At 44.5% G+C, this 16,935-nt stretch carries 13 protein-coding genes and 1 pseudogene; 12 read left to right on the top strand and 2 right to left on the bottom strand.

Translation table 11 applies throughout. The features are described 5' to 3' along the window. Positions 1-177: 177 nt before the first annotated feature. The 8 genes and pseudogenes from prpB to prpF all read left to right on the top strand — a co-directional run bounded on the left by prpB (position 178) and on the right by prpF (position 9,576). Positions 178-1,068, top strand: coding sequence for a methylisocitrate lyase (gene prpB, locus AAEY80_RS05210; RefSeq protein WP_025652714.1), 891 nt, complete (start codon positions 178-180; stop codon positions 1,066-1,068). 90 nt (positions 1,069-1,158) lie between these two features. Then, positions 1,159-1,791 (top strand): DUF2059 domain-containing protein, encoded by a 633-nt coding sequence (locus AAEY80_RS05205; RefSeq protein ID WP_025652713.1) that lies wholly within the window; start codon positions 1,159-1,161, stop codon positions 1,789-1,791. Between the two features lie 87 nt (positions 1,792-1,878). Beyond that, positions 1,879-3,018, top strand: a complete 1,140-nt coding sequence (gene prpC / locus AAEY80_RS05200; RefSeq protein WP_025652712.1) for a bifunctional 2-methylcitrate synthase/citrate synthase — start codon at positions 1,879-1,881, stop codon at positions 3,016-3,018. 199 nt (positions 3,019-3,217) lie between these two features. Continuing rightward, positions 3,218-5,875 (top strand): Fe/S-dependent 2-methylisocitrate dehydratase AcnD, encoded by a 2,658-nt coding sequence (gene acnD / locus AAEY80_RS05195; RefSeq protein WP_350587987.1) that lies wholly within the window; start codon positions 3,218-3,220, stop codon positions 5,873-5,875. A 255-nt stretch (positions 5,876-6,130) separates the two neighbouring features. Beyond that, positions 6,131-7,531, top strand: a complete 1,401-nt coding sequence (locus AAEY80_RS05190) for an NAD(P)/FAD-dependent oxidoreductase (protein ID WP_101211342.1) — start codon at positions 6,131-6,133, stop codon at positions 7,529-7,531. A gap of 100 nt (positions 7,532-7,631) precedes the next feature. Next, a pseudogene (locus AAEY80_RS05185) lies at positions 7,632-7,889 on the top strand (type II toxin-antitoxin system Phd/YefM family antitoxin); the annotation flags it as partial. Between the two features lie 104 nt (positions 7,890-7,993). Beyond that, complete coding sequence (locus AAEY80_RS05180; RefSeq protein ID WP_037025847.1) at positions 7,994-8,254, top strand: Txe/YoeB family addiction module toxin; 261 nt, start codon at positions 7,994-7,996, stop codon at positions 8,252-8,254. Between the two features lie 80 nt (positions 8,255-8,334). Continuing rightward, complete coding sequence (prpF, locus tag AAEY80_RS05175; RefSeq protein WP_350587986.1) at positions 8,335-9,576, top strand: 2-methylaconitate cis-trans isomerase PrpF; 1,242 nt, start codon at positions 8,335-8,337, stop codon at positions 9,574-9,576. Here the strand turns inward: prpF and AAEY80_RS05170 are convergent. Beyond that, entirely contained in the window at positions 9,573-10,037 is a 465-nt protein-coding gene (locus AAEY80_RS05170; protein ID WP_101211098.1) for a DMT family transporter, read from the bottom strand. The two genes, prpF and AAEY80_RS05170, sit on opposite strands and share 4 nt — an antisense overlap. Positions 10,038-10,160: 123 nt before the next feature. On the opposite strand from AAEY80_RS05170, the gene AAEY80_RS05165 reads away from it, so the two are divergent. The 3 genes from AAEY80_RS05165 (at position 10,161) to AAEY80_RS05155 (ending at position 14,377) form a co-directional block, all read left to right on the top strand. After that, complete coding sequence (locus AAEY80_RS05165; protein ID WP_350587985.1) at positions 10,161-12,014, top strand: ABC transporter ATP-binding protein; 1,854 nt, start codon at positions 10,161-10,163, stop codon at positions 12,012-12,014. Positions 12,015-12,099: 85 nt separating this feature from the next. Then, entirely contained in the window at positions 12,100-12,726 is a 627-nt protein-coding gene (locus tag AAEY80_RS05160; protein ID WP_101211096.1) for a GNAT family N-acetyltransferase, read from the top strand. A 148-nt stretch (positions 12,727-12,874) separates the two neighbouring features. Continuing rightward, positions 12,875-14,377 carry a bifunctional 2-methylcitrate dehydratase/aconitate hydratase gene (locus AAEY80_RS05155; RefSeq protein WP_201566803.1) on the top strand — a complete coding sequence of 501 codons (1,503 nt, stop codon included), beginning with the start codon at positions 12,875-12,877 and terminating at the stop codon, positions 14,375-14,377. Between the two features lie 140 nt (positions 14,378-14,517). On the opposite strand, the gene AAEY80_RS05150 is transcribed toward AAEY80_RS05155, so the two are convergent. Next, a complete protein-coding gene (locus tag AAEY80_RS05150) occupies positions 14,518-15,279 on the bottom strand; it encodes an SDR family oxidoreductase (protein ID WP_201566801.1) in 762 nt (253 codons plus the stop codon). A gap of 269 nt (positions 15,280-15,548) precedes the next feature. Here AAEY80_RS05150 and AAEY80_RS05145 point away from each other — a divergent pair, with 269 nt between their 5' ends. Beyond that, positions 15,549-16,913, top strand: coding sequence for a DUF2868 domain-containing protein (locus tag AAEY80_RS05145; RefSeq protein WP_350587984.1), 1,365 nt, complete (start codon positions 15,549-15,551; stop codon positions 16,911-16,913). Positions 16,914-16,935 lie beyond the last annotated feature (22 nt).

Below are 16,935 nucleotides of genomic sequence, written 5' to 3'. Positions count from 1 at the left end.
CCTCAACCGCATAAAAATAGATAATGCTATTCATTTAATAAATAGGTTTAATTTAACTAATTTATATATTTATAAAAATTAAACGATTATCGTAAAACACTGCTTTTTGGGCTTGAATAATTGGGTATAATCAAAGGCAACAACGATAAGATTACCCCTCCACGTAAGGACTACGACATGACTTCATCATCCGCTGGTGCCCGCTTCCGCAGTGCCATGAAACAAAAAAATGATAACAATCAACCGCTACAGATCGTAGGTACAATCAATGCTTATACGGCGATGATGGCGACCCAAGTCGGTCACCAAGCACTATATCTGTCTGGCGCGGGCGTGGCAAATGCATCATTTGGTCTACCTGACCTAGGTATGACGAGCCTTGATAATGTCCTAGAAGATGCGCGCCGTATTACTGACGCTGTAGAAACACCGCTATTGGTCGATATCGATACCGGTTTTGGCGGTGCTTTTAACATCGCACAAACGATTAAAAAGATGGAAAGAGCTGGTGTGGCCGCCGTACATATCGAAGATCAAATCGCCCAAAAGCGTTGTGGTCATCGCCCTAACAAAGAAATCGTCAGTATCTCAGAAATGGTCGATCGCTTGAAGGCGGCGCTTGATGCCAAAACTGATAGCGACTTTGTCATTATGGCACGTACTGATGCACTTTCTGTTGAAGGACTTGATGCCGCTGTAGAGCGCGCTGTTGCCTTCCAAGAAGCAGGCGCAGACATGATTTTTGCTGAAGCCTTAACCGATATCGAAATGTATCGTAAGTTCACAGATGTACTAGATATTCCAGTACTCGCCAACATGACAGAGTTTGGTCAGACCGACCTTTACACCACTGACCAGCTATATGGCGTGGGTGTCGAGATGGTGTTGTACCCACTATCAGCATTCCGTGCGATGAACAAAGCGGCATTAAACGTTTATCAGCATCTATTAACTGATGGCACACAAGAAAAAGTTGTTGATACCATGCAAACCCGCATGGAGCTGTATGATTTCTTAAATTATCATGAGTTTGAGCAGACGCTAGACAAGCTATTTGCTAATAAGTAGTTAAGAGTTAGTTATTGGCAACACTGAAAAGATAGCTCACCTTTGAGTGTGTTATCTTTTCGAAATCCGTCTTCTACTTTTAGGTTATTTATGCCATTTTTTACTGCTAATACTGCTCTTAAAACGTCACTACTGAGTAGCACGCTTGCGGCGCTATTATTCATGACGGGCTGTGATAAAACACCAGAAACCGCCGACGACACCACCAGTGGTGCAAGCACTGCTGAAGTTGATGCTACCGCACCTGCCACTCAAGATGACTTGGTCATGACAACGATTACGCTAGATACTGTCAACAGCCTACTATTCACGCCGATTATTAATAGCGGTGCGCTCAATGACGAACAAGTAAGCTGTCTTGAGTCGCGCGACAAAGACTTGGGCAAGGCTGAAATGGATGCTTTTTATAAGAGCCAGTTTACTGCTGCAGAGTTAAATGAGCTAAACGAATTTTATTCTTCAGATGTGGGCAAAAAGCTAATTGCTTTTGGTAATGAGCAATTGCGGGCTATGAACGGCGAAGAAATCGCCACGCCGATGGCTGACCCTACACCAGAAGAGATGACTAAGATTCAGACGTTTATGGAATCGCCGCTCGGTGTCAAGTATATGAAGATCAACAATGCTGAGGGTGAAGGCAGCGCTATGGAGGTATTAAACGTACCCATTAATGCTGAATTTGAGCGTTGTAATGTCGATTTAGATGCCTCAGAGCCTATGTAGCGCTCAGCTATATAGTGAACTATAAATTAACTGTAATAAACACTCCCTTTCCAACCCAAAAAAGCTACCAACAAAAGGAATTTCATCATGGCAGCACAAAACCCATCAACAAAAGTATTGTCAGGCGCAGGTCTACGCGGTCAAGTCGCAGGTAAAACAGCTTTATCAACTGTTGGTAAATCAGGCTCAGGTTTGACCTATCGCGGTTATGATGTGTCAGAACTGGCAGATAAATGTATTTTTGAAGAAGTGGCTTACTTGCTACTTTATGGCAATTTGCCAACCCAGAGCGAGCTAGAGGCTTATCAAGCCAAACTCAAAAAACTGCGTGGTCTGCCGCAAGCCCTAAAAGACGTACTCGAACGCATTCCAGCTGACGCCCATCCAATGGATGTACTGCGTACTGGTTGCTCTATGCTCGGCAACCTAGAGACGGAAACTGATTTCTCGCAAGAGAACGATCAAACCGATCGTATGCTGGCGACATTCCCATCAATCATCAACTACTGGTATCGCTTTACTCATGACAATGTGCGTATCGAAACCGACACCGATGATGAGACGATTGGTGGTCACTTCTTGCATCTGCTCAAAGGTGAAAAGCCAAACGAGCTACACGAAAAAGTAATGAACGTCTCACTTATCTTGTATGCAGAGCATGAGTTTAACGCTTCGACCTTTACCGCGCGTGTCTGTGCGTCTACTCTATCTGATATCCATTCTTGCATTACCGGCGCGATTGGCTCACTGCGTGGCCCTCTCCATGGCGGCGCGAACGAAGCAGCGATGGATATGATTGAAGGCTTTAGCTCACCTGATGACGCTGAAGAAGAAATGATGGGTATGCTGGCGCGTAAAGACAAAATCATGGGCTTTGGTCATGCGATCTATAGCGAGTCAGATCCACGTAACGTCGTCATTAAAGGTTGGGCTGAGAAGCTAGCCGCTGACGTTGGTGATGAAGTGCTTTATCCTGTTTCAGTTCGCTGTGAAGAAGTCATGTGGCGTGAAAAGAAACTGTTCTGTAACGCCGATTTCTTCCATGCATCTGCCTATCACTTTATGGGTATTCCAACCAAGTTATTCACGCCAATCTTTGTGTGTTCGCGTCTAACCGGCTGGGCAGCACACGTGTTTGAGCAACGTGCCAATAACCGTATCATTCGCCCAAGTGCAGAATATACCGGTGAAGAATTGCGTCCAGTACCAGAGATGAGTGCGCGTTAATTTTTCTTGATATAGATGATTTGCAGGGTGTGTCTTCCTTACGTGTTTTAAAACTATGTATGAATCACACCCTACAAATACTTACCTCTAACGCTTTAAAAGTTTTTTTAGCAAACTCTGCTTTTATCTTGATGATTTTGCTAAAAGAACTATTCTTTTTTAGCCCTCATTCCAACCAGCCAACAGCCAAAGGTGACTTATGGACAACGCCCTCGTACAACCGATGAATGAACCCTTTAAAAAGCCATTACCCGGCACCGACCTGTATTACTTTGACACTCGTGAAGCGATTGAGAGCATTGAAGCTGGCGCTTATGACAAGCTACCGTTCTGCTCAAAAGTATTGTGTGAAAATTTAGTGCGTCGTTGCCCACCTGAGGATTTGACCGCTGCACTTAAGCAACATATCGAAGGTAAGCAAGACCTAGATTTTCCATGGTACCCTGCTCGCGTCGTTTGTCATGACATCCTAGGTCAGACTGCGTTTGTTGATTTGGCAGGTCTCCGTGACGCCATCGCTGAGCAAGGCGGTGACCCTTCAAAAGTGAACCCAATCGTCCCAACGCAGTTGATTGTTGACCATTCACTAGCCGTTGAGCATGCAGGCTTTGAAGAAAACGCTTTTGAGAAAAACCGTGCTATCGAAGAGCGCCGTAATGATGACCGTTTCCACTTTATCAACTGGTGTCAGTATGCCTTTGATAACGTCAACGTCGTACCACCGGGTAACGGCATCATGCATCAGATTAATTTAGAAAAAATGTCGCCAGTCGTCCAAGTCGTACACAATAAAGCCGGTGAACAAGTAGCCTTTGCCGATACTTTGGTCGGTACCGACAGCCATACGCCAATGGTTGATGCGTTGGGTGTTATCTCAATCGGTGTCGGTGGATTAGAGGCCGAAAGTGTCATGCTAGGCAACCCATCGTATATGCGCTTGCCGGATTACGTTGGTGTTAAATTAACCGGAAAATTGCAAAAAGGTATTACTGGTACCGATTTGGTACTGGCTATGACCGAGTTTTTACGTGATGCCGGCGTGGTCTCTACCTATATTGAGTTCTTCGGCGAAGGTGCGCGCGCGCTTACCGTTGGTGATCGTGCGTCTATCTCCAATATGACGCCTGAATATGGCGCGACGGCTGCGATGTTCTATATCGATGAGCAAACCATCGACTATTTACGCCTAACAGGTCGTAGTGAAGCACAAATCAAACTGGTCGAGCAATATGCGAAGCAGACCGGTCTATGGGCAGATGGCATGGAAAATGCCGTTTACGACCGCGTGCTTGAATTTGACTTGTCAGCAGTTGTCCGTAATATGGCAGGCCCTTCACGTCCGCATGCTCGCGTTTCAACCACGGATTTGGTTGCTAAAGGTATTGCTCACGGTGAGGGTGACAAACTCCCTCAACCAGAAGATGGCCTCATGCCAGATGGCGCAGTAATTATCGCTGCCATTACCAGCTGTACCAATACCTCTAACCCTCGCAACATGGTTGCTGCTGGTCTTGTCGCTCGTAATGCTAATGCTAAAGGCCTACTACGCAAACCTTGGGTAAAATCATCATTAGCTCCAGGCTCAAAAACGGTAAAAATGTACCTAGAAGAAGCGGGACTTATGCCTGATCTACAAAAAATCGGCTTTGATGTGGTTGGTTTTGCTTGTACGACTTGTAATGGTATGAGCGGTGCATTAGACCCTGAGATCGAAAAAGAAATCATCGACCGCGACCTATTCAGCACGGCGGTACTTTCTGGTAACCGTAACTTTGACGGTCGTATCCATCCTTATGCTAAGCAAGCCTTCTTAGCGTCACCACCATTGGTTATCGCTTATGCCATCGCGGGTAATATTCGTTTCGATATCGAAAAAGATTCATTAGGTAAGGATCAAAACGGCAACGACGTTTATCTAAAAGACATCTGGTTTGATGACGAAGAAGTCGATGCCATCGTCGCCAAAGCTGTGAAGCCTGAGCAATTCAATGCCGTTTATATTCCGATGTTTGATGAAGCCAAAAAAGATACAGGCAAGGCACTAAGCCCCTTATACGATTGGCGCGAGATGACCACTTATATTCGCCGTCCGCCCTATTGGGAAGGTAAAATGGCCGCGATGAATAAGCTAAAAGGCATGCGTCCATTGGCTGTATTGGGTGACAATATCACCACCGACCATATGTCACCGTCTAATGCCATTATGGGTGACTCGGCCGCTGGCGAGTACCTCGATACCATGGGCTTACCAAGCGAGGACTATAATTCTTATGCAACGCATCGCGGTGACCATTTGACCGCGCAACGTGCGACCTTTGCCAATCCAAAATTATTGAACGAGATGGTACGTGATGAAGCAGGCAATGTTATTCAAGGCTCACTGGCCCGTGTGGAACCACAAGGTCAAATTATGCGCATGTGGGAAGCGATTGAGACCTATATGAACCGTGAGCAGCCGCTCATCATCATCGCAGGTGATGGCTATGGTCAAGGCTCAAGCCGTGACTGGGCGGCAAAAGGTGTGCGTTTAGCTGGCGTGGAAGCCGTCGTCGCTGAAGACTTTGAACGTATCCATCGTCAAAACTTAGTGGGCATGGGCGCGCTACCGTTACAGTTCGAAAAAGGCACAGATCGCCATACCCTAAACATTGATGGTACGGAAACCTTTGATGTAACGGGTGACGTCTCCGCTGGCGGGCTGATGACCCTAGTCATTAATCGTACCGACGGCAGCAAAACTGAAACCCCTATTATCTGTCGTTTAGATACCGCTGATGAAGTCAAAATGTATAACGCCGGCGGTATGCTACAACGCTTTGCCAAAGAGTTTATCGATGGCACGTTAGATATTGCGTAGATGTTTGCCTTTGATTTACATCTTTTAAAACGTTAAGTACAAAAAGAGCTACTTTGAAAGTGGCTCTTTTTTTATTTTCGCTAAATTAATGAACAAAATTCAGCCTTTGTTCTCTTGCTATAGGTTTCAAACCCCGTTGATTTATAATATACTGGTTTGGTTCACAACGTATTGTCCTAATCATTACCTTATTTTATTGACCCCCATCAGCTTCTGTTATTTCACAAATTACTGTAAAGACAAAAAGGAAATATAATGAGCACTCTTATCGTAGACAATGAAATCAAGCTGAATAAAAACAACCAGCCATTGAGCAGTCACCAAGCATCATTATCCTCAAAGCTATCTGCGCAGTTACCTGAAAAATCACCTACAGAAGCAGATAACCGCCGTCATATCGTCTTAATTGGTGCAGGCTTTGCCGGTATTCGTTGTCTTGAGCAATTGGCCAAATATAGCGCTGACCGTATCACCTTAGTTGACCGTAATGACTATCACTTTTTCCCACCGCTGATCTATCAAGTCTCTGCTGGATTTTTAGCGTCATCAGATATCAGTTATCCGCTACGTCGATACATCTCAAATTATGACAATGTCCGCTATCGTCAAGGTACGCTCTTAAGCATCAATCCTAAAGATAAAACCATCACTCTGGACACCGGTGAGATTTCTTACGACCGTTTGATTATTGCAAAGGGTGCAGAGACCAATTATTTTGGCAATCAAGAGTTAGCCATGCATGCGTTGCCAATGAAAACCATAAAAGACGCACTCAGTATCCGCAACCACATGCTGTCACAGTTTAATTATGCGGCTTCATTGCCCGTTGCCGAGCGTGAGCCCTACTTGTCCATCGTCATCGCTGGTGGTGGTCCTAGTGGTGTTGAGCTGGCAGGCGTGATGTCTGAAATTCGTAGATATACCCTTCATAAAGAGTATCCAGAGTTATTAGATAATATCGGCGGTATAACGTTAGTGACGGCCGATCCTGTGTTGCTCGCGCCAATGAGTGAATCATCACAACAGTATACCAAGCTACAAATGGAGAAATTCAGAGTTGATCTGATCTTTAGTGATCCTGTAAAAAGTTACGATGGTCATATGGTTACCCTACAAAGTGGGCAGACTCTGCACACACACAACCTTATCTGGACGGCAGGCGTCACTTGTGATTTTATACAAGGGCTCGATACAGAGGATTATGGTCAAGGTAAGCGCTTACTGGTTGACAGTCATTTGAGTTTGATAAATCATAACGACATATACGCACTTGGCGATATTGCACTGGCCACTCATGATGAAGCGTACCCGAAAGGTCATCCCCAGTTAGGTCAAGTGGCGAGCAGTCAGGGCACCTATCTCGGTAAGTATTTAAGCGGTAAAACTGATAAAGCATTTCATTATAAACATAGCGGTGATATGGCGATGATTGGACGTCTCACTGCGGTTGCTGATATTAACGGATCGCATTTGAAGGGCTTTATTGCGTGGTTTGCTTGGGTTGTCATTCATATCTTGTCGCTTAGCACCGCCAAAAATCGTTTGGCGACGACTTGGAATTGGATGGTTGCTTTTTTTACCGGAAAGCAGTCCTTCCGTATGAGTATTGAGCCACACGAAGATTCGTTTAAACTTAAGAAAGAGTCCAAACTTTAAAATTCGTGATCACAATAGCTTCACCCAATCAGGATGGGTTGAGTTCTACTGATCAATAGCGTAACATGTACAATGTATTGTACATGTATAGGAGTCTCTCATGAGAGTAATCAGTTTTTCAGAAGCGAGAAAGCATTTAAAGTCTGTTTTAGATACGGTAAATGACGATGCCAATGCCACTATCGTGACTCGCCGTGATGCGGATGATGCGGTAGTGATGTCTCTCGATTATTATAATAGCCTAATGGAAACGGTTTATTTATTAAAATCACCTGCCAATGCGGCGCACTTAGCGGACTCTATTGCCCAATATAAAGCTGGCAAGACTGTTACGCGTGAACTAATTGATACAGCAGAAGGCAGTGGTAAAAGTGACGGTAGTAGCGATGACAATGAGCTTACAGATAGTGATATTGAGAATGCTTGATCTCAAAGGCTTTCATAAACGTAAAAGATCTGATCATGAGTGAACAATTAGCATGGACAGATGCTGCGTGGAAGGACTATCTATACTGGCAAACACAAGATAAAAAAACACTCAAGCGCATCAACAAGCTCATTACCGAATGTAAGCGTAATCCGTTTGAAGGCATTGGCAAACCTGAACCTTTAAAAGAAAACTTATCCGGATTTTGGTCAAGACGCATCGATGATGCCAATCGGTTGGTGTACGCCGTTGATGATAACTATTTGACGATTATTTCGTGTCGCTATCATTATTAACGAGCATGTCCATTCGTTCGTGTTTACTTGATGACGCCGCCATACCCAATCTTATAACAATACAAAAAGGACTTCTAGCAATGACCCAACCAACTTCATTTTTCGCCCCGCAAATCTCCGTCCCAGCCACCTACATGCGCGGTGGCACGTCAAAAGGCACTTTCTTTAAACTATCCGACCTACCAGAGCGTTGCCAAGTCGCTGGCAAGTCGCGTGATAACTTTTTATTGCGTGTCATCGGCAGTCCTGACCCTTATGGTAAGCAAATCGACGGCTTAGGCAATGGTAGCTCTAGCACCTCTAAGACCGTTATTTTATCACCATCATCTAGTGACGATCACGATGTCAATTATCTGTTTGGGCAAGTGAATATCGCCAAGCCAATGATTGATTGGGCAGGTAACTGTGGCAATTTAACCGCTGCCGTTGGTGCTTGTGCGATTAACATGGGTTTAGTTGACGCTGATAAAATTGCTAATAGTATTGATGACGATAGTGAGAGTGGCATTTGCGAAGTACGCATTTGGCAAGAGAATATCGGTAAAACCATCATCGCCCATGTGCCTGTTTACATGGACGAACAAGGCAAGGTACAAGTCCAAGAAACCGGCGATTTTGAATTAGATGGTGTGACCTTCCCTGCCGCTGAGGTCAAAATTGAATTTATTGATCCTGTTGACTCATCAAGCGATATGTTCCCCACTGGCAACCTAGTTGATGATTTTGATGTCTCTAGCTGTGGTTTAAATACTGATAGCGTCAAGGCAACTTTTATCAGTGCCGGTATTCCAACTATTTTTATGAAAGCAGAAGATTTTGGGTTTACGGGTACCGAACTGCAAGGTGATATCAACAGTAATAGCGAAACCTTGGCGAAGCTTGAGAAAATCCGTGCCAAAGGTGGCGTGGCGATGGGATTGTTTAAAAACGTCAATGAAGCACAAAGCAGTCAACATATTCCAAAGATTGCTTGGGTTGCTCCTGCGCAAAGCTATACTGCTTCTAGTGGCAAGGCCGTTGATGCTAATGATATTGATTTAGTCGTACGAGCGATGAGTATGGGACAATTGCATCATGCCATGATGGGCACAGCAGCGGTTGCCATAGCAGCAGCAGCGACGACGCGAGGGACTCTAGTTAACCAAGCGGCAGGTGCAGGCGAATTGATGGAAGTGCGCTTTGGTCATCCTTCAGGAACGTTACTCGTAGGCGGAAAAACAGAACAAGTCGATGGTCGCTGGCAAGCCAAAAAAGTATCGATGAGCCGCTCAGCGCGCCGTATCATGGTCGGTGAAGTGTTTGTACCAGCGGATTGTTTTTAACCGTTAACTCTCGTCTCACCATATATCATTAACATCCCGCCTATAGTGACTAAGGCTAAGCCAGCGATTTTATAGATATCTATCGCTTTAACCGCTAAGCCAAACAAGCCCGTTTGGCTTAGAATAAGGGCAAAATACATTTGTCCAAGAAACACCCAAAGCAGTGTATTACCTGCGCCTATCTTTGGCGCAGCGATAAACATGAATAAGATATAAAAGCTGCCCAAAAATCCTGGCAACCACATCCACCACGTCGCGTTTTCAATCATTGGCGGCTTGATACCGCCACTCATCACATACGACAGCACTAAAGAAGCTAATGCACCTCCTAAGTATAAATAAAAGGTAGATTGTATTTGAGAGGCTTGTGTACTTTCTCGAAAAGCATTGACGATGGCCAGTTGCAGCGGAACAATAGCACCACCTAAAAGGCTGATTAAGACGTAAGGAAGTATTTTCAAATGACTGCCCCAAAATGAAATAAAAAATGTCTCTATACAATACTAAATAATACTAAACTTTATTTCAATTATTTAATATAAATAAGATTTAGTGAAATATTAATACCCATGAGTTAAGCGTTTATGCCAACACCTCCGCAATCACGCCATTTGCAATTAGATAAAAAACCGCCACTTAAAAAAACGGAGCGGCGGGCATTATTGTGGGATATTCTCAAAAAGCTTGCTGTCTTTGCCGCGCCTTATAAAATCTTAATCATTGCAACACTGATATTAACGGTACTTGGTTCCTTTACCGCACAGGTCAATGCCTTTGTGCTGCGCTATGCGGTTGATACTTTGACCGAAATTGCTACCCTTGCCGATCCTTGGGACGCGGGTTGGCGAATGCTAGGTATTATTAGTGCGGTGCTATTGACCAAAGAGGTGTTATCGATATTCATCTCGTTTGGTCAGCGCTTTTATGGTGAAAAGATTCGTATCAATCTGTCGCGTGATTTATCACAAAAAATCATTGAGCGTATCTTGACCTATCGCATGGCGTTTTATACCAGTAGCGAAAATGACAGCGGTAAATTACAAACCCGTATCGATTATGGCGTTAGCAGTCTAACCAGCCTAGTGCAAAATTTCTTTATCGATATGCTGCCGCTGTTTGCCAGTGCGATTGTCTCACTCATTATTATGTTTTCGACCAATTTTTGGATCGGCTTGGTCGGTCTTATTATTATCCCGATTTACTTTTTTATTAGCCAAAAACAAGCTCGGCGTCTGCAAGGCTTCCGTCGGCAGATGCGTGGCTATAGAGAAGCCAAAAGTGGTTTGGTTATTTCGCTGATTAACTCTATCAGCGTAGTAAAATCCTTTGTGCGAGAGAAGATAGAAGCTGAGAAGCACTTAACCATTCAAAAAGACATGACTGACAATCAGCTGCGTATTCGTAGTATTGGTTTTATTTATGACGCGATAAAGACTTTTATTGAACAAATAGGCGTGGTGGTGATTATCGTGCTGACGTCCTATTTTGTATTAAAAGGCCAGATGACCATCGGGATGATTTTATTCCATGTCATGCTGTTTCAAAACGTCGCCGCCCCTATCCGTCAATTACATCGTATTTATGATCAAATCAATAATGCCCTGACCTATGCTGAAGGCTTCTTTGAGATATTAGAGGATGACCAGCAAGTCGAAAACATATCAGGAATGAGTACCAAAAATCTAAAAGGTCACATTGAGCTAAAAAACGTTGATTTTACTTATCCTAATGGCACGCAAGCACTAAAAGATATCAGCTTTATTATTAAACCCAATCGCATTACGGCACTGGTGGGCTTAAGCGGCGCTGGCAAGAGCACCATTATCAATCTATTGGTGAAGTTTTACGCGCCAGATGCTGGCACGATATGTTTAGATGGGCATGATTTGGCCGACTGCGATACCCATGAATTGCGTCAAAATATCGGTCTGGTGCTGCAAAGCAATCATATCTTTTCAGGTACGATTAGTGAAAATATTCGCTATGGCGATATGAATGCTACTGATGAAGATATTATCGTCGCCGCAAAGAAAGCCTCGATTCATGAGCAAATCATATCGTTATCAGAGGGCTATGAAAGTACGGCTAAATCATTATCAGGTGGCCAACAGCAGCGTATCGCGCTGGCACGGATGTTCTTAAAAGATCCCCCCATTGTATTTTTGGATGAGCCAACCGCCAGCCTTGATGCGATTGCCAGTCAACAAGTGAAAAAAAGCCTAGATCTCATCAAAAAAGACCGTACGGTGATTATGGTGTCACACAATATCGCCCAAATTATCGATGCGGATGACTTGGTCGTGATAGAAGATGGCCGCGTGGTCGAAACAGGCACTCACGAAGCGCTGTATGAGAAACATGGCAAGTACTTCGAGATATTTAGCGCCATGTCTGATAGTTTAAATTTGGATAAGATCAGTCAAACCTTGAACGGTTAATGCAGAATAAGATTAAAGCGGTATAATACGCGACACTTTTTATCTTCTACTTACTAACCAACAATTTGCCAAAAGCCAGTAAACTATGACTTGTGAATTCTCTATAAAAACCTTTGATGAGCTGACCTCAGTTGATCTTTATCATATTTTAAAAGCACGCGCGCAGGTGTTCGTCGTCGAGCAAAACTGTGCCTATCAAGACATGGACGAAGTGGATTTTGATTGTTTGCACTTAGTCGCCCATCAAAATGAGGCGCTGATTGGCTATTGCAGAATTATCCCGCCTGAGTTTAATACCTTGCAAGCCAATCTTTCTGTCGCCCATCCGGCGGGCAAAACCGCCAGCTCTATGCCCGCTATCGGTAGAGTGCTGGTACTGGCGGAACATCGTGACAATGGCGTCGCGCGTCAAATCATGACGCAAGCGATTAAATATTGTCATAAAAAATACGCAAAGAAGACCATCGTCATCTCCGCACAGGCGTATTTGCTCAGCTTCTACGAGTCGTTAGGCTTCATTCCTGAAGGCGAGCATTATCTTGAAGATGGCATTGAACATATCAAAATGACCTTGCCTCTGCTTAAAAAAGGCAAAGTAAAAAGACAGCACACTGAAGGATCAGGCTCAGGAATTGTCACTAAGTTTTTGAGTTTATTGCTATTGATATTAGGTCTAATGTTTATCGCCGGCTTAATTTATCTAATGACATAGCACAACTTATCGTCAACCTTTGCTAAATTCTTAACATAATTCAATCTGGCAGTTCCATATTGACTGTGCTACTTTTGAGTCATGACCATGGCCGTGGTAAACGCTCAATGGTCAACAAAGTAGCTAACTTAAGGAAGAGGTGACGATTATGTCTAATGTCGAAAGCAATGTCCGTCCAGAATATGACGATGAAATTCAAAAAATTGCCGACTATGTTTTAAATTACTCTATCGATAAAGACTCCAAAAACAGTGATGACGCTTGGAGTACTGCTCGTTATTGTTTGATGGATACACTGGGCTGCGGTTTACTGGCGCTACGTTTCCCTGAATGCACCAAGCACTTGGGCCCCGATTGCCCCGATCAAATTACCCCAAATGGTGCGCGTGTGCCCGGCACGAATTATCGCCTCGACCCTATTAAAGCCGCCTTTGACATAGGCTGCATCGTACGCTGGCTAGACTATAACGATACGTGGCTGGCTGCTGAATGGGGACATCCGTCAGACAATCTCGGTGGCATTTTGGCAGTCGCAGATTATCTCAGTCAGCAAAACGTCAGCCAAGGTCGCGCACCGCTCACCATGAGAGACGTGCTCGAATCGATGATTATGGCGCACGAAATTCAAGGCGTATTGGCGTTAGATAATTCTTTTAATCGCGTTGGGCTTGACCATGTATTCTTAGTAAAATTGGCCTCAACTGCGGTCGTCGCCAAGCTCTATAACCTACCGCGCGAGCGTATCATGGCGGCTATCTCACAAGCCCTCGTCGATGGCCAAGCACTACGCACCTATCGTCATGCTCCCAATGCCGGAAGCCGTAAATCTTGGGCTGCAGGTGATGCGACCAGCCGTGCCGTACGCTTGGTAGATATTACCAGACGCGGTGAGATGGGTATCCCTGGTGCATTAACCGCACCGCAATGGGGTTTTTATGATGTGTTGTTCAGCCACACCAATAAAGACTTAGCCACTAAACCCGAAAGCGAGCGCCACTTTACCTTCCAGCGTGACTTTGGCAGTTATGTGATGGAAAACATCTTATTTAAAATAAGCTTCCCCGCTGAGTTTCATGCGCAGACGGCATGCGAGGCGGCCGTTATTTTGTACCCACGTATCGAAGATAGAATTGATGAAATCGAAAAAATCGTTTTGACGACGCATGATTCAGCGATTCGGATCATCTCAAAACAAGGCGAGCTTGCCAATCCTGCTGACAGGGATCATTGCTTGCAATACATGGTGGCTGTGCCGTTGCTCACAGGAGATCTGATGGCAGAAAACTATGAAGACGATTATCATGAGCAGCATCATATATTGATCGATGAGTTGCGCAGCAAGATGGTGGTAGAGGAAGATCCGCGGTATTCAAAAGACTATCATGACCCAAGCAAACGTTCGATTGCCAATGCCATTCAAGTGTTCTTTAAAGATGGCACCAGTACCGATAAGGTCGCTGTAGAATATCCTATCGGTCACAAACGCCGCCGTGAAGAAGGTTTGCCTGTATTAGAAGCCAAGTTTCGAGCCAGTCTGGCGACGCGTTTTATTGACAGTCGCTGCGAGGCTATTTTTGCGTTATGCAGCGACCAAAAACGCTTGGAGCAAACACCCGTGCATGAGTTTATGGACTTGTTTATGGCGAACTAAGCATTTGCTCACCTAGAGATTTACGCTTAATTTATCCTTGTCTTATCAACAAAATAGGGCGTGCCGTTAATATTATGATAACGACACGCCCTATTTTGTTCTATTGAATTGAATCAATTTTAATATTCAATCGTTTGGCGCTACCAAGGTATAGATTCCCCTGCCCAATCAACAAAGCTGCCAGATTGCGCAGCCGTCATGCGGCTTAGCACTTCTAATAAGCATTCTGCACTATAAGCTGGCGAGAATAATTGCCCATCAGCCACATTGCCTTGAAAAGGCGCTGACAGTTGCGTGTTGACGGTTCCGGGCTGCATGACGACCACGCACACATCTTTGAGCGACCTTCCCCATTCGATACTTAAGTTTTTCATGCCCATATTGAGCGCCGCCTTGCTCATCCTATAGCTATACCAACCGCCCAACTGATTGTCGCTGATACTACCGACTCGTGCAGAAATGGTGGCAAAAACAGCAGGACTGTCATTACTACGTTCAGATTTGGCTAATAAGGATTTAAAATGCTTAGCAATAAGCAGACCGGCTAAGGCATTGACCTGCATATTTATTAAGAAAAAATCCGTCTCAATCTGACGTAGTGATTTTTCGGGTTGCTGCGTCGCAGTATGTAGGAGTCCTGCACAGTTGATGAGCCAATCAATGTGGTCGGTTTGTTGACTAATGACATCAGCAGCTTGTTTGATACTCTGTTCGTCGCAGATGTTCATGGGCAGCCAATAGAGATTGTCTGCTTCAAAATCAGGAACGCTTTTATGATAAGTCGCAAAGACACGTAGACTGTCTTGGCTATCACTATTAGCCGTGCTTTCTACCAATTGCTCCACCATGGCTCTGCCAATGCCACCTGTACCGCCGATGATTAGATAAGTTTTGGTACTCATAACGATTCCTTTTTTTGTATTTCTAAAATGAGGACATGCCTAGTGTATGGCTTATCTTTATGGTTATGACTATCCTGTCTATCATTCATTCATGCATTCTGGCTGATTTTTATCACCTTTACCATGACAAAAATGCTGAATAATGGCTTATTTAGTTATCATTGGTTTGTGACGCTGCAAAATAACAGCAGTAATCGCTATTATATATACGCTACAATAATCAAAAATTGTCTTCTAAATGAACGCTTTTATACGGATATTATCACTTTATGCTCTCACCACAAGATCAATTGACTGAGCTGGTACGCACGCTTGAGACGCAGCAGCATGTCTTTGCCACTGACCCGCTACTCATCACGGAAAAGCTGCAAAATGAGGATGGAAAACCCGTCCAAAAACTGCATCGCCGTGCCTCACGTATCGATAGTAACGGCGCGCTGGCACGAGTATTGGGCAAGATTGATGGACGCATAAAAGGCATCATGGTGATCATGAGTGTGGTGTGGTGCATCTCGGGGTTTTTAGGATTATTTACCTTACTACAAGCCAATGTCGTCAATTTCTTTTATGTCTTGGTCTGTTTACTTGGGTTTCATACCCTTATGCTAGCTGGCTGGCTAGTCATGACCTTGCTTAACCAAGGTCGTCAGTCGCCCAGCTGGTTTGCGAGTTTTGTTAGCCCCAGTTATCTTATCCGTGGTAAGGACGATGTCACCAAGGCGGCAGTCGACTTGTACGAGCGCCAATTACAGCACAGTGGTATGCGCTGGTATTTGGGTCGTTTTAGCCATCAGCTATGGCTTGCTACCTTAACCGGTATGCTCTTTGCGATTATATTCTTATTAATTGTACGCCAATATAGCTTTAGTTGGGAGTCGACGCTGCTATCCGATCAGGCACTGATTACCCTCACCCAAGTGCTTGGCTGGCTGCCCAGTATGGTCGGATTTGGCGTACCTGACAATGCCGCTATCGTACAGAGCCGACTGGTGACAGATGCCATGCCATTGTCTGTGGCGCGGCAATGGGCAAGCTTGTTAATTGGTAGTTTGCTGATGTACGGTATCGTACCACGAGCGATAGCGTGGGCGTTTTGTGCCTTCATGTTCCGTCGTAAAAAAATGCGTTTGGATATCAAGCTGCCTTATTATCAAAAAATTCTAAATTTTTGGCAGCGTCATGTGGTTGATGCCGACGATTTTACTGAGGTAGCGGCGCCTATCGCTCCAAAGGCAACTGTAAGCGCTGGAAAAAAGCTGGTTGCGCTACTTGAATATCCGTCAGAGCAAGATAACTGGTGGCAAAAAGGTCTTGATGCCAATACTAATGAGAGTAGTGAGATAGAGAATTTTGGCATCGTTGATGACCGTGATGATATGGATCGATTAACAGTGTATTTAAAGACCCATCCAGTACAAGTCTTGCTCGGTATTCATAGCAAAGCACTGCCTGACCGTGGCACGCTACGCAAGCTTGATAAAATTTCGGCTCATGCTAAAGACGGACTGATTGTGCAGCTACTTAATGATGACGCTGACACTACTGACGACTTGCAACACAATGTGCGATATCAACAATGGCAAACGGCTCTATCAGCACGAAAGATTGGCTTGGTAAGTACTTATACTGCTTAATAAAAAATGATAATAACTTTTT

It is taken from the genome of Psychrobacter sp. 78a-MNA-CIBAN-0178 (assembly GCF_040309625.1).
In the GTDB taxonomy this organism is placed as follows: Bacteria; Pseudomonadota; Gammaproteobacteria; order Pseudomonadales; family Moraxellaceae; genus Psychrobacter; species Psychrobacter okhotskensis.
This window is presented reverse-complemented; position numbering and strand designations above follow the sequence as displayed.

Bases quoted from the DNA above. Each gene is read 5' to 3' on its own strand.
- prpB (WP_025652714.1), top strand. From the start codon at position 178: ATGACTTCATCATCCGCTGGTGCCCGCTTCCGCAGTGCCATGAAACAA.
- AAEY80_RS05205 (WP_025652713.1), top strand. From the start codon at position 1,159: ATGCCATTTTTTACTGCTAATACTGCTCTTAAAACGTCACTACTGAGT.
- prpC (WP_025652712.1), top strand. From the start codon at position 1,879: ATGGCAGCACAAAACCCATCAACAAAAGTATTGTCAGGCGCAGGTCTA.
- acnD (WP_350587987.1), top strand. From the start codon at position 3,218: ATGGACAACGCCCTCGTACAACCGATGAATGAACCCTTTAAAAAGCCA.
- AAEY80_RS05190 (WP_101211342.1), top strand. From the start codon at position 6,131: ATGAGCACTCTTATCGTAGACAATGAAATCAAGCTGAATAAAAACAAC.
- AAEY80_RS05180 (WP_037025847.1), top strand. From the start codon at position 7,994: ATGAGTGAACAATTAGCATGGACAGATGCTGCGTGGAAGGACTATCTA.
- prpF (WP_350587986.1), top strand. From the start codon at position 8,335: ATGACCCAACCAACTTCATTTTTCGCCCCGCAAATCTCCGTCCCAGCC.
- AAEY80_RS05165 (WP_350587985.1), top strand. From the start codon at position 10,161: ATGCCAACACCTCCGCAATCACGCCATTTGCAATTAGATAAAAAACCG.
- AAEY80_RS05160 (WP_101211096.1), top strand. From the start codon at position 12,100: ATGACTTGTGAATTCTCTATAAAAACCTTTGATGAGCTGACCTCAGTT.
- AAEY80_RS05155 (WP_201566803.1), top strand. From the start codon at position 12,875: ATGTCTAATGTCGAAAGCAATGTCCGTCCAGAATATGACGATGAAATT.
- AAEY80_RS05150 (WP_201566801.1), bottom strand. From the start codon at position 15,279: ATGAGTACCAAAACTTATCTAATCATCGGCGGTACAGGTGGCATTGGC.
- AAEY80_RS05145 (WP_350587984.1), top strand. From the start codon at position 15,549: ATGCTCTCACCACAAGATCAATTGACTGAGCTGGTACGCACGCTTGAG.